The organism is Candidatus Methylomirabilota bacterium (genome assembly GCA_035709005.1).
GTDB lineage: Bacteria > Methylomirabilota > Methylomirabilia > Rokubacteriales > CSP1-6 > 40CM-4-69-5.
Genome location: DASTFB010000077.1, coordinates 41,228 through 67,247 on the forward strand (window position 1 = coordinate 41,228; position 26,020 = coordinate 67,247).

Genomic DNA, 26,020 nt, shown 5'->3' on the forward strand with positions numbered 1-26,020 from the left:
ACTAAATCACACCCTTGTCGCGCAGCGCCGCCTGGTCGGCATCGCTGACGCCCAGCTCGGCGAGGATCTCCGCCGTGTGCTGGCCCAGGAGCGGCGCCGGGCGGTCGACGGCGCCCGGCGTGTCGGAGAGCTTCACCGGGATGCCCAGGGCCTTGATGGGCCCGGCGCCGGGATGGACGAGGTCGACGACCATGCCGCGGGCCAGCGTGTGGGGATCGCCAAGCGTCTCCGGGTACGTGTTGATGGGGCCGCAGGGCACGCCGCTCCGGTCCAGGCGCTCGAGCCACCACCCGCGATCCCGCATGACCGTGACGGCCTCGATCTCCGCGATGAGCGCCTTACGGTTGTCGAGACGCCCCCCGGCGGTGGCGAAGCGCGGGTCGCGCAGAAGCTCCGGCCGCCCGATGACCTCGCAGAGCGCAGAGAACAGCTTGTCGTTGGCGGCGCCGATCGTGAAGTACCCGTCACGCGCGCGCACGGCCTGATAGGGCGCCGTCAAGCGGTGCGCGGAGCCGAGGGGGCCGGGTACCCGGCCGGTCGTCCAGTACTCCGTCGACTCCCACACGGTCAGCGCCAGGGCCGCCTCCAGCAGCGAAGTGTCGACGCGCTGGCCTTCGCCCGTCCGATCCCGGTGCTCCAGCGCGGCCAGGATCCCATAGGCGCCGAAGAGCCCGGCCGCCAGGTCGCTCACCGGAATGCCGGCCTTGGCCGGCGGGCCGTCCTCCTCGCCGGTGACGCTGATGATGCCGCTCATGCCCTGGGCGATCAGGTCGTAGCCGCCGCGCGCGGCGTAGGGCCCCGTCTGGCCGAACCCGCTGATCGAGCAGTAGACCAGGCGCGGGTTCACGGCGCGCAGCGCCTCCCAGCCCAGGCCGAGGCGCTCGGCCACGCCGGCGCGGTAGTTCTCGACGAAGACGTCGGCCGTAGCCACCAGGCGCTTCATGAGCGCAACGCCCTCCGGCTGCTTGAGGTCGAGCGTCAGGCTCCGCTTGTTCCGGTTGACGGCCATGAAGGTCCCGCTGTGGCCGTGGCGTTGCGCGGGGCCCGGCCGCCGCATCGATTCGCCGGTGCCCGGCGGCTCCACCTTGATGACGTCGGCGCCCATGTCGGCCAGGTTCATGGCGCAGAACGGGCCGGCCATGGCCTGGGTGAGGTCGACCACGCGCACGCCGGCGAGCGCCTTCACGAGCGCACGATCCCTCGCGCCTCCAGGGCGGCGATCTCGTCGGCTGCATAGCCGGCTTCGCCGAGGACGCCCCGCGTGTCCTCGCCGAGGCGCGGCGCCGTCTTGCGCAGCCTGGCCGGGGTGCGCGAGAGCTTCACCGGGTTGCCCAGGCCCTGGACGCTGCCGGCTTCCGGGTGGCGAAGCTCCTGCACCATCCCGCGGGCTCGCACGTGGGGATCGGCCAGCGCCTCGGGCACGGAGTAGATCGGCCCCGCGGGAATCCCCGCCGCCTCGCACCGCTCGAGCCAGTGGGCCCGGGTCTTGCCGACCGTCACCGCCTCGATGAGGGCCTGAAGCTCGGCGCGGTACCGCACGCGCCCGGCGTTGTCGGTGAAGCGCGGATCGTCGACCAGGTCGGGCCGCCCCACCAGCGCGGCGAGGCGCTGCCAGAGTCGCTCGGTGTTGGCGCCGACGGTAAAGTGCCCATCGCGAGCCCGCAAGGCCTGGTAGGGGCCGTTCATGCGGTGAGCCGTCCCCAGCCGCTGGGGCACCTGCCCCGTGAGCCACCACTCGGTCGCCTCCCACGCCGACAGCGCCACGCCCGCCTCGTACAGCGAGGTGTCGACGAGCTGCCCGCGTCCGGTCCGGTGGCGGGCGCGCAGCGCGCAGAGGATGCCGAAGACGGCGAACAGCCCGGCGCCCAGGTCGGTGATGGGGACGCCGACCTTGACCGGAGGGCCGTCGGGCGCGCCCGTCACGCTCATGATCCCGCTCATGGCCTGGGCGATCAGATCGTAGCCGCCCCGGGAGGCGTAGGGACCGGTCTGCCCGAAGCCCGAGATCGAGCAGTAGACGAGTCGGGGGTTGACCGCGGCCAGAGTCTCGTAGTCCACGCCCAGGCGCCGGGCCACGCCGGGCCGGTAGTTCTCGACGAGCACGTCGGCGCTCTTCACCAGCCGCTCGAGGACGGCGACGCCCTCGGGCCGCCGGAGATCCAGGGCCAGCCCGCGCTTGTTGCGATTCACGGCCAGGAACGGGCCCGACAGCCCGGGCGACAGCTCCGGCTCCATCCGTCGCGAATGCTCGCCGTCGAGCGGCTCCACCTTGATGACGTCGGCGCCCAGGTCGGCCAGGAGCATGCTGCAGAAGGGACCGGCCATCACCTGCGTCTGGTCGATCACGCGGAGGCCGGCGAGCGCATCCATGGCGCCGGGCATGCTAGCATGCGCCGACGGAGTTTCCGAGAGGGAGGCGCCCAGTGAGCGACGAGGTCCTGGTCTCGCGCGACGGGCCGGTCGTCACGCTGACCTTCAACCGGCCCCAGGCGCGCAACGCCCTGACGTGGGCGATGTACGAGCGGCTCTACCAGACCTGCGAGGAGGTGGACGCCGACGACAGCGTCCGGGTCCTGGTGCTGCGCGGGGCCGGCGGCCAGGCGTTCGTCGCCGGCACGGACATCAGCCAGTTCACGCAGTTCCGCTCCGCCGAGGACGGCCTGGCCTACGAGCGAGACGGCGACCGCCACCTGGGCCGGCTCGAGCGCGTGCGCAAGCCCGTCATCGCGCAGATCCAGGGCTACGCGGTGGGCGGCGGCTTCGCCATCGCCGCGGTGGCCGACCTGCGGATCGCCACGCCGGACTCCCGCTTCGGGCTGCCGATCGCCCGAACCCTCGGCAACTGCCTCTCGATGGAGGCGTACTCGCGCTTGCTGGACCTCTTCGGCCCGTCCCGGCTCAAGGAGCTCATCTTCACGGCCCGGCTGCTCGCCGCCGACGAGGCCCGGGCCGCAGGCTTCGTGCACGAGATCGTGGGGCCGGAGGCGATCGAGGCCCGCGTCCGCGACCTGGCCCAGCAGATCGCCGGGCATGCCCCGATCACGCTGCAGGTCACCAAGGAAGCCATCCGCCGGATCCTGGAGCAGCGGCGGGCCCACGGGGGCGAGGACCTCATCGCCCGCACGTATGGCAGCGCCGACTTCCAGGAGGGGGTCCAGGCGTTCCTGGCGAAGCGCCAGCCGAACTGGACGGGGCGGTGATAACCGGCATGGCCGACCACAGCCGCCGCAGTCACAAGTGGATCACCGAAGAGTTCTACAAGGTTCACGACGTCTACGGCTTCCGCGCCGCGATGTTCGTGGAGTGGGGCTTCCGCCCGGCCGATGTGAAGCGGACCACGGAGCGGATCAAGGTCCCCGAGGCGGCGTCCAAGGAGTGGGCCCGCACCGCCGCCCAGGAGGAGGAGCTGGCCCGGAAGGCCGAGGCCGCGGGCCACCGCGAGAGCGCGGCCGAGTTCTACCATCGCGCGGCCCTCTACTACGGCCCCGCCGGCGGCATGCTCCACGCCAACACTCCGCGGAAGCGCGACCTCTACGCGCGGCTGGTCCACTGCTATGCGAAGTTCACCGAGCTGTACGACGAGGCGCCGGTACAGCGCGTGGAGATTCCCTTCGAGCCGGGCAAGACCATCCCTGGCATTCTCCAGACGGTCCCGGGCAAACAGGCGCCCTGCATCCTCGTCGTGCCCGGCATGGACACCATCAAGGAGTACATGCCCAACCCGTACCACAACCACTTCCGCCGGCGGGGCCTGGCCACCCTGAGCATCGACGGCCCCGGGCAGGGTGAGAGCAATGTGCGCGAGACCTGGGTGACGCTCGACAACTTCGAGCGCGCCGGCTCGGCGGCCATCGATTTTCTGAGCGGGCGGCCCGAGATCGACGCCTCGCGGATCGGCCTCTACGGCTGGAGCATGGGCAGCTACTGGGGGCCGCGCATCGCGGCCCACGATCCCCGCCTCAAGGCCTGCGCCGCCGCCATGGGCGTGTACATGCAGAAGAACACCATCTTCAAGCACGGCAAGCCGGCCTACCGCGCCAACTACATGTACATGTCGAACGTCCACGACGAGGACGCCTTCGACGCCATGGCCGAGCAGATGACGCTCGAGCCTCTGGTCGGGCGCCTGCGCTGCCCGATGCTCCTGGCCATGGGCGAGTTCGACGAGCTCTGCCCGCTGGAGGACGCCGAGCGGCTCTACGAGATGCTACCGGGGCCGAAGGAGCTGTGGGTCTACGAGAACGAGACCCACACTCTGGGTGGGCGGCTTCCCGACTTCCACCTCGCGGTGGCGGACTGGCTGCGGGACGCCCTGGACAGCAAGCTCAAGCCGGGCTACGCCCAGAAGCGATTCTTCCCGGCGCGCTGAGGGGACCGGGCCCGCTCAGGCCAGCCCGATCACGCGCTTGTCGACCATGGCGTGGATGCCCTTCACGTTGTTCACCGTCTGCGTCACGTGCAGGTCGCAGACGAAGCTACAGAGGTGGTACGCGTCCTGCCGGGACAGCCCGAGCCGGGCCCCCAGCCAGTCGAGCATGGTGCGCAGCGCCTGCTGCACCGCCGTGTCGAGGTCCCAGTCGAGCCCGAAGGTGATGAGGTGCTCCGGCGTTTCTGCGCGGGGGAACCGCCAGTCGAGATCCCGGCGCACGACGAACTCGAACGTTCCCGTCAGCGCCGTCTCGATGGCGGTGCCGCACACCTCGCCGTCCCCTTGCAACGCATGGCCGTCCCCGGTGGAGAACAGCGCGCCGGCCGTCCACACCGGCAGATAGAGGGTGCTGCCGGCCTGGAGGTCCTTGCAGTCCAGGTTGCCGCCGAACTCGCGCGGCTCCTTGCTGTTCTGCCGCCCGAACTCCGGCCGGGGCGCCACCGCCAGCTGGCCGAAGAAGGGACGGATCGGCAGCTTCAGCCCCCAGGGCGTGGTGGCCTGCCGGGCCCGCCGATCGAGCGCCAGGTGGATCACGTGCGTGTACGGGAAGTCGTCGGGCAACGTCCCCACCAGGGGCCGGAACGCATTCCAGCCCCAGTCCTGGCGGAGCTGGATGTCGAGCACGCGCACCTCGAGGACGTTGCCGGGCTCGGCCCCGTTCACGGAGATCGGCCCCGTGTAGATGTGGTTCCCCGACCCCTTGGGCACCTTGCGATGGATCTCCAGGTGCTCGGGCAGGATCGTGAAGCCCCGTTCTCTCGGCGGCAGATGGGCGGGATTGCCCGAGACGGTGTCGATGGTGACCCGATCGCCGGAGTCGATGGTCAGCACCGGCTTGAGCTCGGGGTCGAGGAAGCCCCAGTGCGCGGTGTCCGGTGAGGCCGGCAGGTGATGCTCGCTCATGGTCGCGCTCCTTTCAGCTCCCCAGGAGGGTACCCTTCGGCAGCTTGAAGCAGTAGTCCGCGATGTCGCCGGCCCGCGTGTACCACACCCGATCCTTCAACGGGTGCTGCACGCAGTGGGTGAGGGCTTCCCGCAGCGGGCGGAGCCGGAAGGGCTGGCCCACGATGTACCCGTGCAGCGAGACACCCATGACCAGCGGCTGGCGCGCGCTGGCCTCCACCTGCTCGTCGAAGTGGTCCATGATCATCTGGGCGAACTCCCGCCCGGTGTGATCCCGCTGGGCCAGCGCGCCGGCGTCGTTGAGCTCCATCGGATAGGGCACGGACAGGAGCGGGCCGGAGCGGGTCCGCATCCACACCGGCTGGTCGTCCATCGGCCAGTCCAGGCTGTGGGTGTACCCGGCTTCCTTGAGCAGATCCGGCGTGACGTTCGACTCGGCGGCGCCCGGACCCATCCAGCCCGTCGGTCGCACGCCGAAGTGCTTGGTGATCGACTCCGTCGTCTCGGCGATGATGCGGGCCTCGTCGTGCTCCCAGCGGCCGCTGAGCAGCTCGCTGTTGGTGCGCCCGTGGCCCAGCACGTCGTCGCCGCGGGCCTTGATCTTCTCGACCAGGTCGGGATAGAGCTCGGCGACCTGCCCGTTGAGGAGGATCGACGCGGGCAGCCCGAGCTGATCGAGGATCGCGAACACGCGCCAGATCCCCACGCGGTTGCCGTAGTCCAGCCAGGCGAAGTTACGCGAGGTGGAGGTCGGGTTGTTGCGGTTCGTCGGGTCCAAAACCCGGCCGGTCCCCCACGCGAAGTGCTCGATGTTCAGGGCCACGTAGAAGGCCAGCCGCTTGCCGGTCGGCCAGCTGTAGTCGCGGCGCTTTTCGATGCAGGAGAAGTCGTAGCGATTCTGGCCCGGCAACGTGAGCATCGCTGTCCTCCACCGTCTTCGGTTGGCTGCTCGTCGCTCGCGCCGGCGAGGGCGCGCGCCGGCGGCCCCACCATTGTGCAGACCGGAGCGGGAAGTTCAAGGCGGCTGGCCGGCGCCGGGCCGCCCGGCCGCGCTTGACACGTTGCGGCGCTGGACTCTAGCATCGCCGGCAGGAGGACAGGCCCTCATGAAGAACGGGTTCAAGGTGATGGACAGCGACTTGCACACGATGGAGCCGGACGGCCTGTGGGAGAAGTATCTGGCCGAGCCGTTCAAGAAATTCGCCCCGCAGTTCACGCGCGGCAGCGACGCCGCGCCCAACCAGCCCGTGATCAAGGTGGGCGCCCTGGAGATCGGCGAGATGTCCCGGCGTCCCCGCACGGCCGTCGTGGGCAAGGACCTGCAGCGCCGCGCCTTCGCCCGGCACCCCCACTACGAGGTCGCCCACGGGCGAGGGTACGACGCCGAGAGCCACGTGCAAGCGATGGACATCGAGGGCATCGACGTGGCCGTCATCTACGGGACGCGGGGCCGCCAGGTGCTGATGCACGACGATCTCGATCCCGACGTGGCCGCCGCGCTGGCGCGGGCTCACAACGACTGGACCTACGATTACTGCCAGCACAACCCGCGCCGCCTGAAGTTCGCCGCCCAGCTGGCGTTCCACAACATTCCGGCCGCCGTGCAGGAGGCCCGGCGCGCCGTGCGGGAGCTGGGCGCCGTCGCCGTGGTCGGCAATCCCAACCCGATCCGGGGCCGCCACGTCCACGATCCCGCGCTGGAGCCCCTGTGGGCGGCGATCGAGGAGCTCGGCGTCCCGGTCGGCTTCCATCCCACCGGGCAGTCCTCGCTGCGCGACGATCTGGCCCGCCGCTACCTCGACACCCCGAACGGCCGGGTGATCGGCGTGGCCGGGCGCAACCCGGTGGAGCTGATGATGGCGTTCGCCAGCATGGCTGCCGGTGGCGTGCTGGAGCGCCACCCGCGCCTGCGCTGCGCCTTCCTGGAAGGCACCTGTGGCTACCTGCCGTGGTGGCTCTGGCGCCTGGACGAGGCGTGGGAGAAGTTCGGTCCCGGTTCCGAGGTCCAGATCTCCCAGCTGCCCAGCCAGTACTTCTTCCGCCAGTGTTACATCGCCACCGACGCCGACGAAAAACCGCTCCGGCAGGTCATCGAGGCCATCGGCGACGACGCCATCGTGGTATCCACCGATTATCCGCACTCCGACGGCCTCTTCCCCACGGCCATCGAGGAGTTCACCCGGCTGGAGGGGGTCGCCGACAAGTCCAAGGCCAAGATCCTCTGGGACAACTGCGCGCGCCTGTACAACCTGGTAGGGGCTGCCTAGAAAGGAGCCCGTCATGGCTGCGGAGGCGTACACGCTCGATCGGTTCCTGGCCGACACGCGGGCGACCATCAAGAGCAAGGGTATTCCCGCGGGACTCGCGGAGATCCGTGAACATCTGGAAAAGCTGCTGGGCAACCCCGAGCTTCTGACCAAGCACCTGGGTGACCCGCCGCCCTACACCCAGCTCACTACCATCGGCCACGACCCGGAGACCGACGTCCACGTGCTCGTCCACGGCCGGGAGAAGGCGGGCAAGTCTTCCGTCCACGATCACGGCCCCTGCTGGGTCGTGTACGGCAATTACCGGAACCCCACACGGATGCGCCGCTGGCGCCGGCTCGACGACGGCAGCCGGCCGGGCTACGCGGAGCTGGCGCTGCAGCGCGCGTTCCTGAACGAGCCCGGCCACGCGGCGGTGTTCGCCGTCGGCGACATCCACTCCATCGAGTACGGCGACGATACCTTCTTCATCCGCGTGACCGGGGGCGACGTCGAGACGAAGGAGACCCTGCGCTTCGACGTCGACAAGAAGACCGTCGAGATCGCCAACCGGGCCAAGGGGCAGCACTGACGCTCGCCAGATAGCGGACGCGACCATCCAGGAGCCGAGATTGAGCCGGTCTGGGATCCGACCTACGTGCTACACGACCGCGGGCACGCTCAGATCGACTCGGGGCGGCAGCTCGAGCGGCAGTTCGTTGCGATCCGGAAAGCGCAGGCCACAGCGCGCCATGACCGGCCGGATGCTGTCGAGGTAGGCGGCCGCGACGTCGCCGCTGTCCCGCGTCTTCAGGCGTCTGGGATCTCCTCCTTCGAGCGCACAGTCAGCGTGGTCATGAGTGTCCTCCTTCCGCGCCGAGGTTCTCGACAGGGGCTACCGGCGGTCCTCGGCGTCCGCGGTGCCAAGCCAGAACGGACTGCTCTTGCCAATCTGCTCGAGGTACGCGCGACGCTCCGCCGCCCGGCGCGGGTACCAGGTCGAAAGGTAGTTCGCGTCCAGCATGTGGCGCCGCGACTCCGTGCCGAAGAAGCCGGCGAGGGCGGCCAGCGGAATGAAGCCCTCCTCGGCGCGCGGCTGGAACGCCGGCCACCGGCGGGCGTGGTCTTCCGACCGGAAGAGGTTCATGCCCGTTCAGAGAAACGGTGGCCGGCCGCGGGACGGCCCGAAGCCGTAGTTGAGGTGCCCGACCACGCCGGGCGGGTCGACACCCACGAGGCGACCATCGCGCATCTCCACGCGCACCGGGTCGCCGCAGTCCAGACACGGGGCGTCGATACGAACCGTCTGGCCGGGAAAGAGCCACGTCACCGAGGTGGCCTCGAATCCACACTGCGCGAACCAGTGCTGGACGCCGCGCACGTTGATCCGGTACTGCGTGGGCAGGTTGTTGAGCGGCGGGAACGAGGCGATGTAGTCCGTATCGGGATGCAGCCAGCCGATCGGGTAGGCCTGCATCACGTCGTGGAGCAGCCGGCGCCCCTCCTCGACGCTCAGCCCCAGCGCGCGAGCCAGCTCGGCGTAGTGGGGCGCTCGGCCCGCCTCGATGAGACCGCCCATGATGCGCTGGAACATCCGGTCCATGAGCAGCGGATCGCCCATCGCTCTATCTCCCTTCACTGTGGAGACACCCGGCCGACAGAGAGAATATCGCCACGTTCGAGGAGGTCAATGCCGGGCCCGATTGACAAAGCCGGACCGACTCTCTACTGTGCGCCCACGATCGCCAGCCGCCCTCGTCGGGGAGGCAGACATGAGAGCTGTCCTGATCGCCCTGGTCCTGCTCGTCTTCACCGGCAGCGCGACGGCGGCGCCCTCGGGGTCTCCGATCCGGATCGGCAGCACGCTGGCCCTGACCGGACCGCTGGCGCCCACGGCGCTGCTGCACAAGATCGCCGGCGAGATCTACGTGGAAGAGCTGAACAAGGCCAACGGCCTGCTCGGCCGGCCGGTGGAATGGGTGCTGCTCGACGACCAGTCCAAGCCCGACGTCGCGCGCAGCCTGTACGAGAAGCTCATCACCGTGGACAAGGTGGATCTCCTGATGGGCCCGTACGCCACGAGCGGGATCCTCGCCGCGATGGGCGTGGCCCAGCGCTACCACAAGCTGCTGCCCCATCACACCTTCGGCATGCCGCACCTGGCGAAGTACGAGATGCACTTCCCCACCGCCGCCTTCGGGCCCGAGCCGCAGCGGACGGTGGCGACGACGGTCTTCGACGCCCTGGCCGCCACCAGCAAGCCCCCCCGGTCGGTCGCGATCGTCACGAACAAGTTCCCTTCCACCCAGCACCTGTCGTCGGGGGCCCGCCGGGTGGCCGAGCAGCGTGGTCTGAAGGTTCCGCTCTATCTCGAGTACGAGTTCGGCACGCGCGATTTCGGCGCCATCGCCGCGCGCATCAAGGACGCCAACGCCGACTTGCTGTGGATCGGCGCCCTGGGTCTCGACGGCAACCAGATCCTCGAGGCGCTGAAGAAGCTCGACTACACGCCGCCGCGGCACTTCCATCTGTTCCCCGCCCCGGGGCCGCTGGCCGTGGCCCCCGACGGCAAGCTGGCGCTCTCCACGACCGTCTTCGAGGAGCACCCGCCGTTCCTGAACAACGCGGGCGCGACCCGGCTGGTACCGCTCTTCCGCGAGCGCGCCATCCGGGCCAACGTGCCCTACCCGCACGTGGACACCCAGGCCGGCGGCTCGTTCGCCGCCTGGCAGATCCTCGAAGCCGCGGTGACGGCGACCCGGAGCCTGGACGACAAGGTCCTGGCCCGGTGGCTGCGCAAGAACCGCGTCGACACGATCATCGGCCAGCTCCGCTTCGACGGTCCCAACAACTACGGAGACGACCTCTTCAAGGTGAAGCAGGTGCAGGACGGCAAGTGGGTGGTCGTGTGGCCCAGGGAGTTCGCCGCGCCCGGCGCCCGGCTCCTGCCCTGATCGCTCGCCGCGCGGGCGCATGCCGAGCCTGACCCTGCTCGGGCAGGCGCTGGTGTCGGGCCTGCTGGCGGGGGGAATCTACGGGCTGCTCGCGCTCGGCCTGAGCCTGTCCTGGGGCCTCCTGCGCGTGGTGAACCTGGCCCACTTCGCGCTCGCGCTGCTGGGCGCCTATCTGACCTACCAGCTCGGTAGCGCCTGGGACGTCTCGCCCTGGCTGGCCGCCGCAGCCATCGTCCCGGCCTTCTTCGTCCTGGGTCTCGGGCTGCACGCGGCGTTCAACTACTTCCGGGTCACCGAGTTCACCTCGCTGCTGGTGACCTTCGGCCTGGCCGTCATCCTCGAGTCGATCATCCAGTGGTTCTGGACGGCGGACTACCGTCGGTACGAGACCCCGTACGCCACAGTCTCCGGACGCGTCGGCCCCCTGTACATCCCCCTCCTCGAGTTGCTGGCCTGCCTGACGGCGGCGGTGCTGGCCCTGGCCACCTGGGCGTGGCTGCGCTTCACCTACGTGGGCAAGGCGCTCCGGGCCAGCGCCGAGGATCCCGCCATCGCCGCGGCCTTCGGCGTGAACCACCGCCTCCAGGGCTTCCTGCTCGCCGGCCTGAGCGCAGCCTACGCCGCCATCGCCGGCGCCTTCATCGCCCTGGTCTCGACGCTGGCTCCCGCCCAGATCTGGGCGTGGGTCGGGGTCGTGTTCGCGGTGGTCATCATCGGCGGCCTGGCCAATCCCATCGGGGCCCTGCTGGCCGGCCTCCTGATCGGCGTCAGCGAGTCCCTCACCATGGCGGTGGTGACGCCGGCCTGGGCGCCGCTGGTCTCGTTCTCGGTGCTAATTGTCTTGTTGATCGCCAGGCCGGGCCGGGTGTGAGCCCGGCGGCGCGCCGCGTCGCCGTCGGGCTGGCCTGTGCCGGACTGGGGCTGGGCGCGCTGGCGCTGCTCGGCCTGCCCGCCTTCTACGAGTCGTTTCTGTACCTGCTGTTCTCGTGGATCGCGCTGGCCACCAGCTGGGCCCTGCTGAGCGGCTACGCCGGTTACTTCAGCTTCGGCCACGGCGCCTTCTTCGGTGCCGGCATGTACACCACGGCCACCCTCACCACCGCGCTGGAGGTGCCGTTCCTCTGGACGCTGCCCGTCGCCGGCGCCCTGGCTGCGCTGCTCGGGGCGGGGATCGGCGCGGTGGTGTTCCGCGTGAAGCGGCTACGGGGCGAGTTGTTCGCGCTGCTCACGCTGGCCATCACCTTCGTGCTGGCGACCGTCGTGTTGAACACGCGCATCGACGGGGGCCCCGGCGTGTACCTGAGCGCCGTTCCCCTGCCGGCCTGGCTGGCGTCCCCCACCGGCACGCTGTACTGCCTGGGGCTGGCGCTCGCGGTCGGCACGGTGGGCGCCGCCTATGCGATCGCCCGTTCCCGCCTGGGGCTGGGCCTCTTCGCCATCCACGACGACGAGGATGTGGCCGAGGTCGAGGGCGTCCCGACGTTCCGCTACAAGCTCGTGGCCTTCGCGCTGTCGGCGGGCATCGCCGGCGTCGCCGGCGCCGTCCACGCGATGTACGTGACCTACGTGACGGTCGGCGAGACGTTCTCGATCACCGTGCCCCTGTACGTGGTGCTCATGAGCGTGCTCGGCGGCGCCCGCCACTGGCTGGGCCCGGCCGTGGGCGCGATCGTCATCGGCGCCTCGCTGTTCGTGTTCACCGGCGGCCAGCAGGCCGTGCTCGGGCGGGCGGTCGTGGCCCTGGCGCTGGTGCTGGCGATCCTGCTCTTGCCTGAGGGATTGGTGCCGGCGCTCGTCCGCCGCGCGCGGGCCTGGCGCCGCTCGCCGCCGGCGCTCGAGGCGGGGCCGGCGCAGGTGAGCGCCGTCCCGTCGGACGGCCAGCCGTCTCCGCCGGCGGCCGCGCTCGAGTGTCGGGACGTGGCAAAGACGTTCGGCGGAATCCAGGCGTTGCGCGGGGTGAGCCTCACCGTGGCGCCGGGTGAGATCGTCGGCCTCGTGGGCCCCAACGGCTCCGGCAAAACCACGCTGATCAACGCCATCAGCGGCCACTACCAGCCGGACCGCGGCCGGATCACGCTCGGCGGGGCCGAGCTCTCCGGACGCCCGGCACACGAGATCGCCGCGTTGGGCATTACCCGCACGTACCAGATCCCGCGGCCGTTCGCCCATCTGACCGTGCTCGACAACGTGGCGGTTGCGGCGACCTTCGGAGCGGCCCGCTGCCCGCCGCCCCGGGCCCGGGTGGAGGCGCGCCGCTGGCTGGCCTTCACCGGCCTGGGCCGCCGGGCCGCCTCCCTGCCCCACGAGCTGAACCTGCACGAGCGCAAGTTCCTGGAACTGGCCCGCGCCCTGGCCGGGCGCCCGCGGGTGATCCTGCTCGACGAGGTGCTGTCGGGACTGACGCCCGCCGAGATCGCCGGCGCCATCCGGCTCGTCCGGGCCATCCACGCCGACGGCGTGGCCATCCTGTTCGTCGAGCACCTCATGCGCGCCGTGCTCGACCTCTCGCACCGGGTCGTGGTGCTCAACGAGGGCGAGGTCATCGCCGAGGGCCGCCCGCACGAGGCGATGCGGGACCCCCGGGTCGTCGACGTCTACCTGGGCAAGAGCCATGTTGCTTGAGGCGCGGCGGCTGGCCATCGCTTACGGCGACGCCCCCGCCGTGTGGGACGCCTCGCTGGACGTGGCCGCCGGGGAGATCGTCGCCGTCATCGGGCCGAACGGAGCGGGCAAGAGCACGCTCGTGAACACGATCGCCGGGCTGCAGCGAGCGCACGCCGGCGAGCTGCGCTGCGAGAGCGTCGACCTCAGGAAGGTGCCCTCCCACCTGGTGTGCCGCCAGGGCATCGCGCTGGTGCCCGAGGGCCGCCGGCTCTTCACCCGCATGTCCGTCCAGGAGAACCTCGAGATGGGGTGCTACCGCGGCGAAGCGCGCCGAGTACGGACGCAGAGCCTGGAGCGCGTCCACCGGCTGTTTCCCATCCTGCGCGAGCGCCGGCACCAGCTGGCCGGCTCGCTCTCGGGCGGACAGCAGCAGATGTTGGCCATCGGGCGGGCCCTGATGGCCCGACCGCGCCTGCTGCTGCTGGACGAGCCGTCGCTGGGACTGGCGCCGGCGGTGGTCGACGCCATGTTCGACGTCATCCGCGCCATCCACGCCGAAGGCGTGGCGATCCTGCTGGTGGAGCAGAACGTCATGCGGGCGCTCGACATCGCCGACCGCGCCTACGTGCTGGAAGAGGGCCGGATCGTGGCGGCCGGGCCACCCGCCGTCCTGCGCGAGCAGTCCGGTATCCGGCAGGCCTATCTGGGCCTCGGCGCCGGCACCGAACAGGCCCCGTGAAGAGGGCGGGACCTCAGGAGTTGTCCCTCAGTGCCCGCCGTGCGTGCCGATCTTCGGGATGGACATCACCAGGTGGAGATAGCCACCGAGCTCGTTGATCTTCCGCATGTCGCCGGCGATGAAGGCGGCCCGCTCCACGTCGGTGAGGTCGGCGTCGGCGATCGCCGCCCGCCGATCCGCGATGAAGCGGGCGCGCAGGTCCGGATCCTTCTTCAAGCGGTACAGCAGGCTGTTGACCGCGTACCGGCTCATCGTACGTCCCATTCCACGGCCGCCAGGTTGATGCGCGGCAGCTCGCCGAAATAGCGGACCTGGGCCCGGGCCGGCGTCACGGCGCCCAGCAGGACCATCCAGTTGAGGAACTCGTGGCTGCCCGTCTTGTGGAGCTCGTCGGCGGTCAACTCCAGCAGCGGCTCGTGCTCGCCACGTTCCATCCAGTGGATCAGCTTCCGGTCGAAGACGGTGTCGGTCTCGCCGACGCGGCTCAGCAGCAGCTCGGGGAAGTGCGACAGCCCGCCCGTCGCGATGAGACCCACCCGCCAGGGACTCTTCGCCACCACCCGCGCGATGTGCTGGCCGAACTGGAAGCAGCGTCGGGCCGTCGGCTGTGGCGCGATGAAGGCGTTCACGAAGATGGGGACGAGCGGCGGTATGCGCCGCTGGCCCAGCATGGTGTTCACCGGGCTCAGGAACGCATGGTCGACGGGCGCTTCCCACGAGAGGGCGAGGTCGAACCCATTCTGGACGCCCTGCTCGAGGATCTGGCCGGCGAGCGCCTCGTGCAGGGGGTACTCCGCCGGCATGTGCTCGAGCACCTTGTCGAAGGCTTCTGCGGCGTCCTGCATCATGCGCGGGACCGTTTTGCCGATGCGCACGCAGATGGCCGGCACGCAATTGAACGAGAACGCGTTCAGGTGATCGTCGGCGACCACGATGAGCGCGTCGGCCGTCTGCGCGGCGAAGCGCTCGCCCATCCCCTCGATGGCCGCCATCGCCGCCGTGACCTTCTGCCGGCCGACGTCGCCGCAGGCCGCCTGGTAGTAGTCGGGATCGAGCACGTGGGACATCGCACCGGCGAACACGATCTGACCCATGGCGGCGGCCTCCCGTCCCCACGATCGATCTCACGCCGCGCCCTGTCAAGGGCCCGGCAGTGGTGCTAGAGTGCGCGCCGGAAGGAGATGCCACGTGCCTGCCACCATCCGCATCGATCGACTGGTCTCGGGCCCCATCCCGCCGCAGTCGGCGAACCCGACGTTGCCGAACGTGCTCCACACCCGCATCGCCGACGTCGTCGCCCAGATGGGCCCGCCGCCGTGGTCGCGGCGGATCATCGCCGATGAGCGCCAACTGGTGACGTTGATCGCGAGCCCGCCGAGCGGGGGGAACCGCCCGCACTGGCACCGGGAGTTCGACGAGTGGTGGGTGGTCCTCGCCGGGCGCTTGCAATGGGAGTTGACCGGCGGCCTCGTGGTGCAGGCCGGCAAGGACGACATCGTGTGGGTGCCTCGCGGCACCGTCCACCACATCGTCAACGTCGGCGAGGACCTGTCGTTGCGTCTGGCCGTCGCCATGCCGCCGGCGACGCATTACTTCAGCCCCTGCGAGCAGTGCGGCTTCACCGACGACGGCCCCCGCGAGTGGTGCGCGTGAGCTGATCAGCCCCTAGGCAGGCCGAGCACGCGCTCACCGATGATGTTGCGCTGGATCTCGCTGGTCCCCGCCGAGATCGTGTACTGCCGCGCGGCGAGCACCCGGTTGAACCAGCGGGGCGCGTCGGGGACGATCTCCGAAGGCCGGTTGACCAGCGCGTGCAGGCCGAGCAGCTCGCCGGCCACGTCGCCGATTCGCACGCCCAGCTCGGAGCCGCTGAGCTTCAGGATGGACCCCTCGGGCCCGGGCGGCTCGCCCCGGAGCTGACGGGTCAGGCTCCGGAGCCGGGTGTATTTGAGCGCCGCGGACTCGATGACGAGCTGCGCGAGCCGCTGGCGGAGGCGCGGATCCTCCCAGGCCGGGTGCTCGTCCACCCGCACGCGCCGGGCCAGCGCCAGGAGCCGCTCGATTTGCGCGGCATGGTTCCGGCCTCCCGCGGAGTGGCGCTCGTGCATGAGCGTGGTCGTCGCCACCTTCCAGCCCTGATCGAGCGGGCCGAGCAGGTTCGCCTTCGGCACGACCACGTCGGTCAGGAAGACCTCGTTGAAATGGTGGTGGCCGGTCATGAGGACGAGCGGGCGCACGGTGATCCCGGGCGTCGTCATGGGAATGAGCAGGCACGAGATCCCCTGGTGCTTCGGCGCCTCCGGGTTGGTGCGGGCGAGCAGGATGATCCAGTGGGCGAAGTGGGCCCCCGACGTCCACACCTTCTGGCCGTTGACCACGAAGTGATCGCCCCGATCCACGGCCCGCGTCCCGAGGCTGGCCAGGTCGGAGCCCGCGCCCGGCTCGGAGAAGCCCTGGCACCAGATCTCGTCGGCGGCGAGGATGGCCGGCAGGTGCCGCCGCTTCTGCTCGTCGGTGCCCCAGTGGATGATGGTCGGCCCGACGAGATTCAGGGCCATATTGCCCGGGAGCACCGGGGCGCGCGCGGCCGTGTACTCCTCCTCCCAGATGACGCGCTCGATCACCCCGGCCTCGCGGCCCCCATACTGCCGCGGCCACGTGATGCCGACCCAACCGGCGGCGTGCATCGTCTTCTGCCAGGCCCGGCGGCGCTCAAACGTCGCGTGGTCGGAGGCCACCCGATCGTCGCTGGCGTCGTCCAGGCACAGCTCGGGCGACAGGTGCGCGGCGAGCCAACCACGGAACTCCTGACGAAACGCCTCGTGCTCGGGAGCGTATTCGAAGTCCATGCTGCTCCAGTCAGGCCGACGCGGTGGCGAGGCGGGCGAAGCCGTCCTCGAGGTCGGCGATCAGGTCCTCCACCGCTTCGAGGCCGACGTGCACGCGCACCAGCGTGCCGCGTTCGCGCCACGGTCGCACCGTGCGGGTGTCGGCGGCCCGGGCCGGGATGATCAGGCTCTCGAAGCCGCCGAAGCTCGCCCCCATCTTGAACAGGCGAAGCCCTTCGAGCATCGCTGCCACGGCCGGCGGCGAGGTCGTGCGCAGCAGCACGGAGAAGAGGCTGGACGCCCCGAGAAAGTCGCGCTTCCACAGGGCGTGACCGGGATCGGTCGGCAGCGCCGGGTAGAGGACCCGGGCCACCTCGGGCCGTCGCTCGAGCCAGGTGGTGACGGCCAGGGCTGACCGCTCGTGATGGCGCAGGCGCACGGCCAGGGTGCGCAGGCCACGCAGCGTCTCGTAGCAGACGTCAGGCGCGACACAGTCCCCGAAGGCGGCCACCCCGTCCTTGACGGTGCGGAAGAGCGCCTCGTCGCGGATGGTGATCGCGCCCACGAGCAGATCGGAGTGGCCGGCCAGGTACTTGGTGCCGGCCTGAATCTCGATGTCCACGCCGTGCTCGAAGGCGTGGAAGTTGAGCGGCGTCGCCCAGGTGTTGTCCATGATGACGAGGGCGCCCCTGGCGTGGGCCGCGCGGGCGATGGCCGGAACGTCCTGGACCTCGAAGGTCTGCGAGCCCGGCGACTCCACGTACACGACACGGGTCGTGTCGCGGATCAGCCCCGCGATGCCGGCCCCGACGAGCGGGTCGTAGAAGGTCACCTCCACGCCCAGCCGGGCCAGCACCGTGGTGGCGAAGTTCCGGGTCGGCCCGTACGCGGAATCGGGGGCGAGCAGATGATCGCCCTGCCGCAGAACGGCCGTCAGGGTCTGGGTAATGGCCGCCAGCCCCGAGGAGACGATGATCGCGTGCCGTCCGCCCGACAGCTCGGCCACCGCCTCGGCCAGCGCGAACGTAGTCGGCGTGCCGTGCATGCCGTAGGAGGTCTGGTGCGTGTAGCGGCGGGCCTGGCGCGCATCGAACTCGGCGACGGTCTGGTAGAGGATCGTCGAGGCCCGGTAGATCGGCGGGTTCACGACTCCGAAGTGACGCTCGGGATGCCGACCGGCGTGTACCACCTGCGTGTCTGGTTGCATTGGGTCCTCCGACTAGGCCACCCGGTAGCGCCGGATCATCGCGTCGTCGAGCGCGAGGCCGAACCCGGGGTCGGGCGGTACGTCGATCATGCCATCCTTGACGGCGGGGCGGTTGCTCCACAGAGCCTGCCAGACCGGGTCGCGCTCGGGGTCGGCGAAGCACTCGACGTAGGTGCCGTGCGGCACCGCCGCCAGGAGCTGCCGGGCGATCTGGGGCTCCTCGTGGTGGGCCATCTGGACGCCGGCCACGCTGCAGAGGGCGGCGGCCCGGCGCCACTCGGTCACGCCGCCACCTTCCGAGGCGTCGAAGTTGACGAGATCCACGGCCCCGGCCTCGAGGAGCCGCCGCACGCCGTGGCTGGTGATCTCGCTCTGGCCGGCCGTGATGGGAATACGGGTCGACGCGCGCACCCGCGCCATCATGGCGGCATCGTCCTGCCAGTGGCAGGGCTCCTCGAACCATCGGATGTCCAGGGGCTCGACGAGCCGGGCGAAGCGCACCGCCTCGGCCACCGACCAGCCGCGGTTGGCATCCACGGCGATGGCGAAGTCGGGCCCGGCGGCCCGGCGCGCGGCTTCGACCCGCCGGGCATCCTCCTCGGGCGCGAGGCCACCTACCTTGAACTTGCACCCCGCCATTCCGGCCCGGCGATAGGCCTCCATCTCGGCGCCGATGTCGGTAAGGGTCTTGCCCGGCATGTAGTACCCGCCGATGGTGATGATCGAGAGCCGGCGGCGATGGCCCCCGAGCAGGGCGCACACGCTCTGGCCGACGGCCTTGCCGGCCAGGTCCCAGATCGCGCAGTCCACACAGGCGATGGCCTCGAGCAGGGCCTTTCGGCGGCGGCTGGCGTGGGTGAGCGCGAACAGGCGCTCCCAGATCTGCTCGCCCTCGAAGAGGCCGAGCCCGCGCACGCGCGGGGCGAGCACCTCCTTGATCAGAGCGACGATCTCGGGCCCGTCCTCGCGGTTGTCGCCGTTGTAGACCTCGCTGACGAGGCCCCCCTCGGTGCGGAGTCGCGTGATGACGGTGGAGCGCTTGAGCACGGCGTAGGTGCTGCCGCCGAAGTTGCGGGCGAGCGGAATGTCGACGGCGAGGGCCTCGATGCTGTGGATGCGCAGGTCGCCGTCGATCACGGTCTAGCTCAGCGGCCGGGCGCTGATCAGGATGAACGCGACCAGGCACGGCCGGTCGCTCCGGTTGCTCCACGCGTGGTTGGTCCCTCGCTGCACGAGACAGTCGCCGGCGTGGAGCAGCGTCTCACCTTCGTCCATGAGGGCCCAGATCTCGCCGGAGAGGACGATGGCGTAGTCGACCGTGGCCGTCTTGTGCATCCCCGGGTGCCGGGAGGCGTCGGGGTCCATGGCGTGATCGGCCCCCATCGACGCGAACGCCGCCTTGCGGTCGAAGCCGCCCTTGTCCGGCGGAAACTCGACGACGCGAAAGATGGAGCCGCCCGCCGGTGGCTCCAGCACCACCGGCCGCGCGGCGGCGTCGGCCTGGCCCTCGTTGCTGGCCGGGCTCGCGTCCGTCACCCAGAGATTGGTGAGTCCGAAGTCCGCGCGGCCGGGAATCGTGAGCACGTGGGGCGCCGGCCCGTCGCTCGCGATGACGGACTTGCCTCGGGCATTGTGACCGGTCACGACGCGCCGGATCGGCTTGAGCATGGGATCTCTCCCTTCGAGGTGCCTGGCCCGGCATTCTATGCGATCGTTCGGCTCGCGGCATTCGGTTTGCACGGCCGGTCCGATCCCTGGAGGGCCGTCAGGAGGACTGAAAAATGGCACGAGCCGACGCGGGCGCGTCCCGTCACCCGGAACGGCATCACACCGGTCGGAGCGGCTGGCTGCGCGCCGGAGTGCTGGGCGCCAACGATGGGCTGATCTCCACGAGCAGCCTGCTGGTCGGCGTGGCGGCAGCGCAGGCGGCGCGCGAGCCGCTGCTGATCACCGGGCTGGCCGGGCTGTTGTCGGGCGCCCTGTCGATGGCAGCGGGCGAATACGTGTCGGTCAGCTCCCAGGCCGACACCGAGCGCGCCGACCTCGAACAGGAGGCCCGCGAGCTGGCCACCCAGCCCGGCGCCGAGCGCGCCGAGCTGGCCGCGATCTACGTTCGGCGCGGGCTGGCGCCCGAGCTGGCCGCACAGGTCGCCGAGCAGCTGTCGGCTCACGATGCGCTGGCCGCCCACGCGCGTGACGAGCTGGGCATCTCCCGGGCCACGCGGGCGCGGCCGATTCAGGCCGCGCTGGCCTCGGCGGTGGCCTTTTCCCTGGGCGCGGCGGCGCCGGTGCTGATCGTGCTGCTGCTGCCGGTTGGATTTCTGGTGCCGGCGATCTCGGCCTCCACGCTGGTGCTGCTGGCGGTGCTCGGCGCCGTCGCTGCCCGGCTGGGCGGCGCCCCCCGGCTGAAAGGAAGTCTGCGGGTGGCGTTCTGGGGCGCCGCCGCGATGATCGTCACAGGAATGGTCGGGCGGCTCTTCGACTCGAGCGGCGGCTAGCCGTCCGTGACGCCCGGAGCTCGGGCTCATGGCCTCGCGATTACGAGGGCTCGCGGGCCCGGACGTCATCGACCGACCGGTGCGTTCCACCGTCGAATGGCCGGGGCCTCCCGACTACGCGCTCAACACGCTCACGGTGCCGGTGTCGAGCAGGAAGTGACGGCCCGCGGCGACCGGCCACCCCAACCACCGAGCCGCGAGCGCCCGGAGCAGATGCCCGTGACCGAACATCGCCACGTTGCCCGGCGTGGCCCGCGCCCGGGTGATCACGCGGTCGACCCGGCGGCCCACGTCCTCCGGCCGCTCCCCGCCCGGCGCCCCGTCCGTGAACAGGAGCCACCCGGGCCTGCGCTCGTGGATCGCCGCGGTCGTCAACCCTTCGTACTCACCGTAGTTCCACTCGACGAGGTCCGGCTCCAGCTCGGCGCGGTCGCCGAGCCCGGTGAGCTCACACGTCTCACGCGCCCGCCTCAGGGGGCTCGTCAGCACGAGCGCGAACGTCTCTGCGGCCAGAATGGGAGCGAGGCCTTTCGCGACTCGACGCCCGGTCACCGTCAGCGGCAGGTCGGTCAGCCCCGTGTGCTGCCCGGTCCGGCTCCATTCCGCCTCGCCGTGGCGGATCAGCCATACCTCGATGGTGGTCCTGCCCATCTCCACCGTCCTCGCAGGTTCGCCCGCCGGCTTCTGGCTCGCCGTCATTGTCCCACGAGGTCTGCGAGACGCCGGATGTCCGGCCGCCAGATGCGTTGTCATCGGCACGGTGGTTGCACGCCCCCATGCCGCGCGCGTGGCGCCGGAGGTGCCGACATGGAACAGACGGCGAGCAGCTACGGTCGGACGGCGTGGGGCCCGGGCAGGGACGCGGACCTGCTGGCCAGGAACTGGTGGGCCGTCGTGCTGCGGGGGGTCGCCGGGATCATCTTCGGCATCGTCGCACTGGTCCTGCCGGCGGCCACCATCGCGGCGCTCGTCCTGCTGTTCGGCGCCTACGCGCTGGTGGACGGCATCTTCAACATCGTCGCCGCGGTGACCGGACGCACCGGCGAGCGCCCCTGGTGGACCCTGCTCCTGGCGGGCCTCGTCGGCATCGGCGCCGGCCTGGCGACCTTCTTCCTGCCCGGGCTGACCGCGCTCACGCTGCTCTACGTCATCGCGGCCTGGGCCATCGTGATCGGTGTGCTCGAGATCGCGGCGGCGGTGCGGTTGCGCCGGGTCATCACGAACGAGTGGTGGCTGGGGCTCGGCGGGGCGCTGTCCATCGTCTTCGGCGTCTTGATCATGCTCGCCCCCGGGGCCGGGGCGCTGGCCATGGTGCTCTGGATCGGCGCATTCGCGGTGGTCTACGGCATCGCGCTGGTCGTGCTCGGCCTGCGACTGCGCGGACGGCGTACCGGGTCGCGCAGGGAAACGGTCCACCGCGCCGCCTGACGCGCTCGGGCTGACTGCGGCCCCGCTGACCTCGTTCGCTCCGACCTCGTTCGCGTTCATCCTCGGCATCGTGCCGCTCGTCATCGCCAGCGGGGCCGGGCCGGCGGCGCGGCGTCGGCGGGGAGGTCGAGGCGGTCCGGCAATGAAAGGCGGCGGGGCCGCCTATCATTGCCGCGGGCCCTGTTGTATTGTCGTCCGGCGCCGCCCGGCGCCGGTCGGGCGCCGCGGACGCAGCCCACGGACAACGCGCGAGGAAGCCCATGAAGCTGCTGGACGGCAAGGTGGCGGTGGTGACGGGCGGGGGGACGGGCATCGGGCGCGCGGTGTCACTCGGTCTGGCGGCGGCAGGCGCGCGGGTCGTGGTCAACGACTACGGCGTCAGCGTGGACGGCCGCGATCCCTCCAGCGCGCCGGCCAATCAAGTCGTGGACGAGATCGTGAAGGCCGGGGGCCAGGCGATCGCCAGCCCGGAGAGCGTGGCCACGATGGCCGGCGGCCGGAACGTCATCGACCTCGCGCTCAAGGAGTTCGGCGACCTCCACATCCTCGTCTGCTGCGCGGGGATCCTGCGCGAGCGGATGATCTTCAACATGACCGAGGACGAATGGGACGCGGTCATCGCCGTCCATCTCAAGGGCCACTTCACGGTCATGCAGCCGGCCACGGCTCACATGCGCCAGAAGAAGACCGGCTCCATCACGACCTTCACGTCCGCGGCCGGTCTCGAGGGCTCCCCCGGTCAGCCGAACTACTCGGCGGCCAAAGAAGGGATCGTGGGTCTCACACGCTCCACGGCCCTCGCCATGGCCCGTTACGGGGTCCGCTGCAACGCGATCTCGCCCACCGCCGACACCCGGATGACCCGCCGGCTGCCCGACGATCGGCGCGCCGCGTCCACCGCCACCCCTCCCGAAGCGATCGCTCCGGTGGCGGTGTTTCTCGCCAGCGATCGCGCCGCCCACATCACGGGGCAGGTCGTCGGCGTGCGCGGCAACGAGGTGACGATCATGTCCCATCCGGCCCCCGTCCGTACGGTGACCAGCGCCGAGACCTGGACGGGCGAGCGCCTGGCCGAGGTGTGGGATCGGGCGCTCGGCCAGGACCGCCTGCGCCGCCTCGACGCGCTGGGCATCGCGTGGCCGCCGGTGCCGCCGGCGTGACGCGCCGGCAGGAGGCCTGCCCATGACGTACAAGTGCCTGCTCTACGAGGTGAAGGACGGCGTCGCCACCCTCACCCTCAACCGCCCCGATCGCCTCAACGCGCTCGGCGATACGCTGCGGGAGGATCTGCTCGACGCGGTCACGCGCACCGCCGCCAACCCCGACGTCCGCGTGATGGTGCTCACCGGCGCCGGCAAGGGCTTCTGCGCCGGCGGCGACGTCAAGGCCATGGACGAGGGCCGACAAGCCGGGCGCGAGCGGCCGGTGCTGGACAAGATCGCGCCCTCGCGCGACCGCACGCTGCTGGCCATGCGTGACGCGCCCCAGCCGATCATTGCCGCCATCAACGGAGCGGCGGCCGGGGCCGGCATGAACCTGGCCCTGGCCTGCGACCTGCGTATCGCGTCGACGGCCGCGAAGTTCTCGCAAGCCTTCGTCAAGCGCGGGCTCCACCCGGACTGGGGCGGGACGTATTTCCTGCCCCGCGCGGTGGGCATGGCCAAGGCCTGCGAGCTGATCTTCACGGGCGATCTGATCGACGCGCAGGAGGCCCTGCGGCTCGGCCTGGTCGGCCGGGTGGTGGCGCCGGAGGAGCTGATCCCCGCTGCCGACGAGCTCGCCCGCAAGATCGCCGCCGGGCCGCCCCTGGCCATCCGGCTGGCCAAGCGCGCGCTCTATCACAACGCGGACTGCGACCTGCGCCAGGCCCTGGAGTTCGAGACCTTCGCCCAGAACATCTGTCAGGACACCGAGGACGCTCGGGAGGGCGTGCGCGCCTTCGTGGAGAAACGCGCCCCCGTCTTCCGCGGGCGCTGACCGACCGAGAGCGAGGCCCCCCATGGAGCTCGACCGCCCCCTGCCCCAGCCGATGACGCCTGAAGCCAAGCCCTACTGGGAGGGCGCCCGCCACGGCAAGCTGATGATTCCGAAGTGCCGCGCGTGCGGAAGGGCGTTCATGTACCCGCGCGTGCTGTGCCCGTTCTGCGCTTCTCGCGAGATCGACTGGATCCAGGCCAGCGGCCGCGGACGCCTCTATTCGTTCGAGATCGCCCACCAGATCCTCAACAAGGCCTTCAAGGTCAAGACCCCCGTGGTCCTGGCCATGGTGGAGCTGGAGGAGGGGCCGCGCCTGCTCACCAACCTGGTGGACGTCGAGCCCGATCCCACGAAGCTCCGGTGCGACATGCCGGTCGAGGTCGTCTTCGCGAAGCTCACGGACCAGGTGAGCCTGCCGATGTTCCGGCCGGCGAGGGCGGCGGCGGGAGGGGCGCTCTGATGGACGTGGCCCGGATGCGCGAGCTCAGAAACTCGACCTGCATCGTGGGTGTGGACGAGAGCGACGAGATCGGCACACTGCCCGGCAAGAGCCAGCTCACGCTCCACGTGGAAGCCATCCACAACGCCGTCCGCGACGCCGGCCTCAAGGTCAGCGACATCGACGGCGTCTTCACGGCCGGCCAGCACTCACCCGCCACCATCGCCGAGGCCATCGGGGTGACTCCCCGCTACGTCGACGGCACCACGGTGGGCGGCTGTTCCTTCATCATCATGGTGGGCCACGCCATGCTGGCCCTGCACCACGGGCTGTGCGACGTGGCCGTCATCTCGCACGGCGAATCCGGCCGCTCCGGCGTGGGCGTCTCCCCGCGCCGCGATACCGCCCTGCCCGGTCAGTACGAGCTGCCCTACGGCTTCGGCGGCGCGCCGACCTACTTCGGGCTGATCACCACGCGCCACATGCACGAATACGGCACGACCCTGGAGCAGTGGGCGCAGGTGGCCGTCTCCACCCGCCAGTGGGCCGCCCTCAACCCCAAGGCCCGCAATCGCGAGCCCATCACCGTGCAGGACGTGCTGAATTCCCGGCCCGTGGTCTGGCCCTTCAACATCCTGAACATCTGCCTGGTCACCGACGCCGGCGGCGCCGTGGTGATGACCCGGGCCGATCGCGCCCGGGACACCGCCAAGAAGCCCGTCTACGTCCGGGGCGCCGGCGAGGGCGCCGAGCACGTCATGCTCACCCAGATGCGGAACCTCACGTTCAGCGAGGCCACGCGACTCGCCGGTGAGAAGGCCTTCGCCATGGCCGGCGTGGGGCCCCGCGATTTCGACCACCTGATGTTCTACGACGCCTTCACCTCGGGGCCGCCGATCATGCTGGAGTCCCTGGGGTTCTGCAAACCCGGCGAGGGCGTGCACTATTTCGAGCCGGGCCGGTCGACGCCGGGGGGCAGCCTGCCGATCAACACCAACGGCGGCGGCCTCTCCTACACCCACAGCGGCATGTACGGCATCTTCCCGATCATCGAGTCGGTGCGCCAGCTCCGCGGCGAGTGCGGTCCGCGGCAGGTGCCCAAGGTGAAGCTCTCGCTCGTCAACGGCATGGGCGGCATGCTCTCGGCCGCGGGCACTCTCGTACTGTCGAGCGAACGCTAGGGCGGGAGCACCCCCCGGATATCATGCGGCCCATGGTCCTGTGGGTCGCCTTCTTGTTGATCATGGCCTCGGCGCCACCGGCGGGGGCCGGCATCGTGGTCCATATCGCCGACAGCGCAGATCCCGATACCTCGTTTCTGGGTGGAAACCAAGAGCAATCATGCGCTGATTCATGGCAGCTCCGTACAGAACATCGACGAGCGGTTCGTACGCCCGGGAGAGACAGCAAACATCTCCGTGCTGGCACTCAATCGGGCCAGCTGATCGCTCACACGGAGAAGACTCTGCCTCAGACAACCTACGGCGACACATGGATCGAGGAGCGCCGACAGAAAGATCCGGTTTATGCGCGGAAACTGGACCAGCGAGAACAACAGCACCTCAAGGAGCTGCGGGATCTGCTCTCGGAGATCAAGGCGCTGCTGGCGCTCGGTACGGAAGAGCGTCTACGGCTGCGATCCTTGCAGGCGAAGCACCCGGCCGGAGAAGACCCGCCAATGGGTCAGCAGCCGCCACGACCGAGGCGAATGGGTCATCCAGCTGCCGGGCAAATGACCGGATCGGGCCACGTCCCGGACGGAGTCGGG

28 protein-coding genes are annotated in these 26,020 nt (G+C 70.5%); 15 read left to right on the top strand and 13 right to left on the bottom strand.

The window, feature by feature from the left end; all coding sequences use genetic code 11:
- Window position 1: 1 nt before the first annotated feature.
- Window positions 2-1,186 carry a CoA transferase gene (locus VFR64_13205; protein HET9490699.1) on the bottom strand — a complete coding sequence of 395 codons (1,185 nt, stop codon included), beginning with the start codon at window positions 1,184-1,186 and terminating at the stop codon, window positions 2-4.
- The gene (locus VFR64_13210) at window positions 1,183-2,382 is read right to left on the bottom strand and encodes a CoA transferase (protein HET9490700.1); all 1,200 of its coding nucleotides are present in this window, start codon (window positions 2,380-2,382) and stop codon (window positions 1,183-1,185) included. Before VFR64_13210 ends, VFR64_13205 begins: the two co-directional genes overlap by 4 nt.
- Window positions 2,383-2,423: 41 nt before the next feature.
- Here VFR64_13210 and VFR64_13215 point away from each other — a divergent pair, with 41 nt between their 5' ends.
- Both VFR64_13215 and VFR64_13220 read left to right on the top strand, forming a co-directional pair.
- A complete protein-coding gene (locus VFR64_13215; GenBank protein HET9490701.1) occupies window positions 2,424-3,200 on the top strand; it encodes an enoyl-CoA hydratase/isomerase family protein in 777 nt (258 codons plus the stop codon).
- Between the two features lie 8 nt (window positions 3,201-3,208).
- The gene (locus VFR64_13220; GenBank protein HET9490702.1) at window positions 3,209-4,369 is read left to right on the top strand and encodes an alpha/beta hydrolase; all 1,161 of its coding nucleotides are present in this window, start codon (window positions 3,209-3,211) and stop codon (window positions 4,367-4,369) included.
- 15 nt (window positions 4,370-4,384) lie between these two features.
- On the opposite strand, the gene VFR64_13225 is transcribed toward VFR64_13220, so the two are convergent.
- The gene (locus VFR64_13225) at window positions 4,385-5,332 is read right to left on the bottom strand and encodes an acetamidase/formamidase family protein (protein ID HET9490703.1); all 948 of its coding nucleotides are present in this window, start codon (window positions 5,330-5,332) and stop codon (window positions 4,385-4,387) included.
- Window positions 5,333-5,345: 13 nt separating this feature from the next.
- Entirely contained in the window at window positions 5,346-6,251 is a 906-nt protein-coding gene (locus VFR64_13230; protein ID HET9490704.1) for a polysaccharide deacetylase family protein, read from the bottom strand.
- A 187-nt stretch (window positions 6,252-6,438) separates the two neighbouring features.
- On the opposite strand from VFR64_13230, the gene VFR64_13235 reads away from it, so the two are divergent.
- Together VFR64_13235 and VFR64_13240 are read left to right on the top strand one after the other, a co-directional pair.
- Complete coding sequence (locus tag VFR64_13235) at window positions 6,439-7,599, top strand: amidohydrolase family protein (protein ID HET9490705.1); 1,161 nt, start codon at window positions 6,439-6,441, stop codon at window positions 7,597-7,599.
- Window positions 7,600-7,612: 13 nt separating this feature from the next.
- Window positions 7,613-8,170: a hypothetical protein gene (locus VFR64_13240; protein ID HET9490706.1), complete on the top strand. Its 558-nt coding sequence runs from the start codon at window positions 7,613-7,615 to the stop codon at window positions 8,168-8,170.
- 303 nt (window positions 8,171-8,473) lie between these two features.
- On the opposite strand, the gene VFR64_13245 is transcribed toward VFR64_13240, so the two are convergent.
- On the bottom strand, window positions 8,474-8,725 hold the full coding sequence (locus tag VFR64_13245) for a hypothetical protein (protein HET9490707.1): 252 nt from the start codon (window positions 8,723-8,725) through the stop codon (window positions 8,474-8,476).
- A 6-nt stretch (window positions 8,726-8,731) separates the two neighbouring features.
- Window positions 8,732-9,199 carry an organomercurial lyase gene (gene merB, locus VFR64_13250; GenBank protein ID HET9490708.1) on the bottom strand — a complete coding sequence of 156 codons (468 nt, stop codon included), beginning with the start codon at window positions 9,197-9,199 and terminating at the stop codon, window positions 8,732-8,734.
- A gap of 151 nt (window positions 9,200-9,350) precedes the next feature.
- On the opposite strand from merB, the gene VFR64_13255 reads away from it, so the two are divergent.
- From VFR64_13255 to VFR64_13270, 4 genes are read left to right on the top strand one after another with little or no spacing between them, the layout of a single operon-like run.
- The gene (locus VFR64_13255; protein HET9490709.1) at window positions 9,351-10,532 is read left to right on the top strand and encodes an amino acid ABC transporter substrate-binding protein; all 1,182 of its coding nucleotides are present in this window, start codon (window positions 9,351-9,353) and stop codon (window positions 10,530-10,532) included.
- Between the two features lie 19 nt (window positions 10,533-10,551).
- Complete coding sequence (locus VFR64_13260; protein HET9490710.1) at window positions 10,552-11,403, top strand: branched-chain amino acid ABC transporter permease; 852 nt, start codon at window positions 10,552-10,554, stop codon at window positions 11,401-11,403.
- On the top strand, window positions 11,400-13,154 hold the full coding sequence (locus tag VFR64_13265; GenBank protein HET9490711.1) for a branched-chain amino acid ABC transporter ATP-binding protein/permease: 1,755 nt from the start codon (window positions 11,400-11,402) through the stop codon (window positions 13,152-13,154). Before VFR64_13260 ends, VFR64_13265 begins: the two co-directional genes overlap by 4 nt.
- Window positions 13,144-13,875: an ABC transporter ATP-binding protein gene (locus VFR64_13270; protein HET9490712.1), complete on the top strand. Its 732-nt coding sequence runs from the start codon at window positions 13,144-13,146 to the stop codon at window positions 13,873-13,875. The genes VFR64_13265 and VFR64_13270 overlap by 11 nt, the downstream gene beginning before the upstream one ends.
- Before the next feature lie 27 nt (window positions 13,876-13,902).
- Here the strand turns inward: VFR64_13270 and VFR64_13275 are convergent, their stop codons facing one another.
- Together VFR64_13275 and VFR64_13280 are read right to left on the bottom strand one after the other, a co-directional pair.
- Entirely contained in the window at window positions 13,903-14,127 is a 225-nt protein-coding gene (locus VFR64_13275; GenBank protein ID HET9490713.1) for a hypothetical protein, read from the bottom strand.
- Window positions 14,124-14,969: a hypothetical protein gene (locus VFR64_13280; GenBank protein ID HET9490714.1), complete on the bottom strand. Its 846-nt coding sequence runs from the start codon at window positions 14,967-14,969 to the stop codon at window positions 14,124-14,126. Before VFR64_13280 ends, VFR64_13275 begins: the two co-directional genes overlap by 4 nt.
- 94 nt (window positions 14,970-15,063) lie before the next feature.
- Between VFR64_13280 and VFR64_13285 the strand changes: the two genes are divergently transcribed.
- Complete coding sequence (locus VFR64_13285) at window positions 15,064-15,528, top strand: cupin domain-containing protein (GenBank protein HET9490715.1); 465 nt, start codon at window positions 15,064-15,066, stop codon at window positions 15,526-15,528.
- A gap of 5 nt (window positions 15,529-15,533) precedes the next feature.
- On the opposite strand, the gene VFR64_13290 is transcribed toward VFR64_13285, so the two are convergent.
- From VFR64_13290 to VFR64_13305, 4 genes are read right to left on the bottom strand one after another with little or no spacing between them, the layout of a single operon-like run.
- Entirely contained in the window at window positions 15,534-16,724 is a 1,191-nt protein-coding gene (locus VFR64_13290) for an acyl-CoA dehydrogenase family protein (GenBank protein ID HET9490716.1), read from the bottom strand.
- Window positions 16,725-16,734: 10 nt separating this feature from the next.
- On the bottom strand, window positions 16,735-17,910 hold the full coding sequence (gene metC / locus VFR64_13295) for a cystathionine beta-lyase (protein ID HET9490717.1): 1,176 nt from the start codon (window positions 17,908-17,910) through the stop codon (window positions 16,735-16,737).
- A gap of 12 nt (window positions 17,911-17,922) precedes the next feature.
- On the bottom strand, window positions 17,923-19,047 hold the full coding sequence (locus VFR64_13300) for a mandelate racemase/muconate lactonizing enzyme family protein (protein HET9490718.1): 1,125 nt from the start codon (window positions 19,045-19,047) through the stop codon (window positions 17,923-17,925).
- Window positions 19,048-19,050: 3 nt separating this feature from the next.
- Complete coding sequence (locus tag VFR64_13305) at window positions 19,051-19,578, bottom strand: cupin domain-containing protein (protein HET9490719.1); 528 nt, start codon at window positions 19,576-19,578, stop codon at window positions 19,051-19,053.
- Window positions 19,579-19,691: 113 nt separating this feature from the next.
- Here VFR64_13305 and VFR64_13310 point away from each other — a divergent pair, with 113 nt between their 5' ends.
- Window positions 19,692-20,408 carry a VIT family protein gene (locus tag VFR64_13310; GenBank protein ID HET9490720.1) on the top strand — a complete coding sequence of 239 codons (717 nt, stop codon included), beginning with the start codon at window positions 19,692-19,694 and terminating at the stop codon, window positions 20,406-20,408.
- Between the two features lie 114 nt (window positions 20,409-20,522).
- Here VFR64_13310 and VFR64_13315 read toward each other — a convergent pair whose 3' ends face one another.
- Window positions 20,523-21,059, bottom strand: a complete 537-nt coding sequence (locus tag VFR64_13315; GenBank protein ID HET9490721.1) for a histidine phosphatase family protein — start codon at window positions 21,057-21,059, stop codon at window positions 20,523-20,525.
- A gap of 156 nt (window positions 21,060-21,215) precedes the next feature.
- Between VFR64_13315 and VFR64_13320 the strand changes: the two genes are divergently transcribed.
- The 5 genes from VFR64_13320 to VFR64_13340 all read left to right on the top strand — a co-directional run bounded on the left by VFR64_13320 (window position 21,216) and on the right by VFR64_13340 (window position 25,433).
- Complete coding sequence (locus tag VFR64_13320) at window positions 21,216-21,836, top strand: HdeD family acid-resistance protein (GenBank protein HET9490722.1); 621 nt, start codon at window positions 21,216-21,218, stop codon at window positions 21,834-21,836.
- Window positions 21,837-22,096: 260 nt separating this feature from the next.
- Complete coding sequence (locus VFR64_13325) at window positions 22,097-22,996, top strand: SDR family NAD(P)-dependent oxidoreductase (GenBank protein HET9490723.1); 900 nt, start codon at window positions 22,097-22,099, stop codon at window positions 22,994-22,996.
- Between the two features lie 22 nt (window positions 22,997-23,018).
- Window positions 23,019-23,813, top strand: coding sequence for an enoyl-CoA hydratase-related protein (locus VFR64_13330; GenBank protein ID HET9490724.1), 795 nt, complete (start codon window positions 23,019-23,021; stop codon window positions 23,811-23,813).
- 22 nt (window positions 23,814-23,835) lie between these two features.
- Entirely contained in the window at window positions 23,836-24,273 is a 438-nt protein-coding gene (locus tag VFR64_13335) for a Zn-ribbon domain-containing OB-fold protein (protein ID HET9490725.1), read from the top strand.
- Between the two features lie 14 nt (window positions 24,274-24,287).
- Window positions 24,288-25,433 (top strand): acetyl-CoA acetyltransferase, encoded by a 1,146-nt coding sequence (locus VFR64_13340; protein ID HET9490726.1) that lies wholly within the window; start codon window positions 24,288-24,290, stop codon window positions 25,431-25,433.
- Window positions 25,434-26,020 lie beyond the last annotated feature (587 nt).

Bases quoted from the DNA above. Each gene is read 5' to 3' on its own strand.
- metC (HET9490717.1), bottom strand. From the start codon at position 17,910: ATGCAACCAGACACGCAGGTGGTACACGCCGGTCGGCATCCCGAGCGT.
- VFR64_13235 (HET9490705.1), top strand. From the start codon at position 6,439: ATGAAGAACGGGTTCAAGGTGATGGACAGCGACTTGCACACGATGGAG.
- VFR64_13290 (HET9490716.1), bottom strand. From the start codon at position 16,724: ATGGACTTCGAATACGCTCCCGAGCACGAGGCGTTTCGTCAGGAGTTC.
- VFR64_13340 (HET9490726.1), top strand. From the start codon at position 24,288: ATGCGCGAGCTCAGAAACTCGACCTGCATCGTGGGTGTGGACGAGAGC.
- VFR64_13240 (HET9490706.1), top strand. From the start codon at position 7,613: ATGGCTGCGGAGGCGTACACGCTCGATCGGTTCCTGGCCGACACGCGG.
- VFR64_13275 (HET9490713.1), bottom strand. From the start codon at position 14,127: ATGAGCCGGTACGCGGTCAACAGCCTGCTGTACCGCTTGAAGAAGGAT.
- VFR64_13245 (HET9490707.1), bottom strand. From the start codon at position 8,725: ATGAACCTCTTCCGGTCGGAAGACCACGCCCGCCGGTGGCCGGCGTTC.
- VFR64_13220 (HET9490702.1), top strand. From the start codon at position 3,209: ATGGCCGACCACAGCCGCCGCAGTCACAAGTGGATCACCGAAGAGTTC.
- VFR64_13225 (HET9490703.1), bottom strand. From the start codon at position 5,332: ATGAGCGAGCATCACCTGCCGGCCTCACCGGACACCGCGCACTGGGGC.
- VFR64_13335 (HET9490725.1), top strand. From the start codon at position 23,836: ATGGAGCTCGACCGCCCCCTGCCCCAGCCGATGACGCCTGAAGCCAAG.
- VFR64_13280 (HET9490714.1), bottom strand. From the start codon at position 14,969: ATGGGTCAGATCGTGTTCGCCGGTGCGATGTCCCACGTGCTCGATCCC.
- VFR64_13310 (HET9490720.1), top strand. From the start codon at position 19,692: ATGGCACGAGCCGACGCGGGCGCGTCCCGTCACCCGGAACGGCATCAC.
- VFR64_13210 (HET9490700.1), bottom strand. From the start codon at position 2,382: ATGCCCGGCGCCATGGATGCGCTCGCCGGCCTCCGCGTGATCGACCAG.
- VFR64_13320 (HET9490722.1), top strand. From the start codon at position 21,216: ATGGAACAGACGGCGAGCAGCTACGGTCGGACGGCGTGGGGCCCGGGC.
- VFR64_13260 (HET9490710.1), top strand. From the start codon at position 10,552: ATGCCGAGCCTGACCCTGCTCGGGCAGGCGCTGGTGTCGGGCCTGCTG.
- VFR64_13305 (HET9490719.1), bottom strand. From the start codon at position 19,578: ATGCTCAAGCCGATCCGGCGCGTCGTGACCGGTCACAATGCCCGAGGC.
- VFR64_13330 (HET9490724.1), top strand. From the start codon at position 23,019: ATGACGTACAAGTGCCTGCTCTACGAGGTGAAGGACGGCGTCGCCACC.
- VFR64_13230 (HET9490704.1), bottom strand. From the start codon at position 6,251: ATGCTCACGTTGCCGGGCCAGAATCGCTACGACTTCTCCTGCATCGAA.
- VFR64_13325 (HET9490723.1), top strand. From the start codon at position 22,097: ATGAAGCTGCTGGACGGCAAGGTGGCGGTGGTGACGGGCGGGGGGACG.
- VFR64_13270 (HET9490712.1), top strand. From the start codon at position 13,144: ATGTTGCTTGAGGCGCGGCGGCTGGCCATCGCTTACGGCGACGCCCCC.
- merB (HET9490708.1), bottom strand. From the start codon at position 9,199: ATGGGCGATCCGCTGCTCATGGACCGGATGTTCCAGCGCATCATGGGC.
- VFR64_13315 (HET9490721.1), bottom strand. From the start codon at position 21,059: ATGGGCAGGACCACCATCGAGGTATGGCTGATCCGCCACGGCGAGGCG.
- VFR64_13255 (HET9490709.1), top strand. From the start codon at position 9,351: ATGAGAGCTGTCCTGATCGCCCTGGTCCTGCTCGTCTTCACCGGCAGC.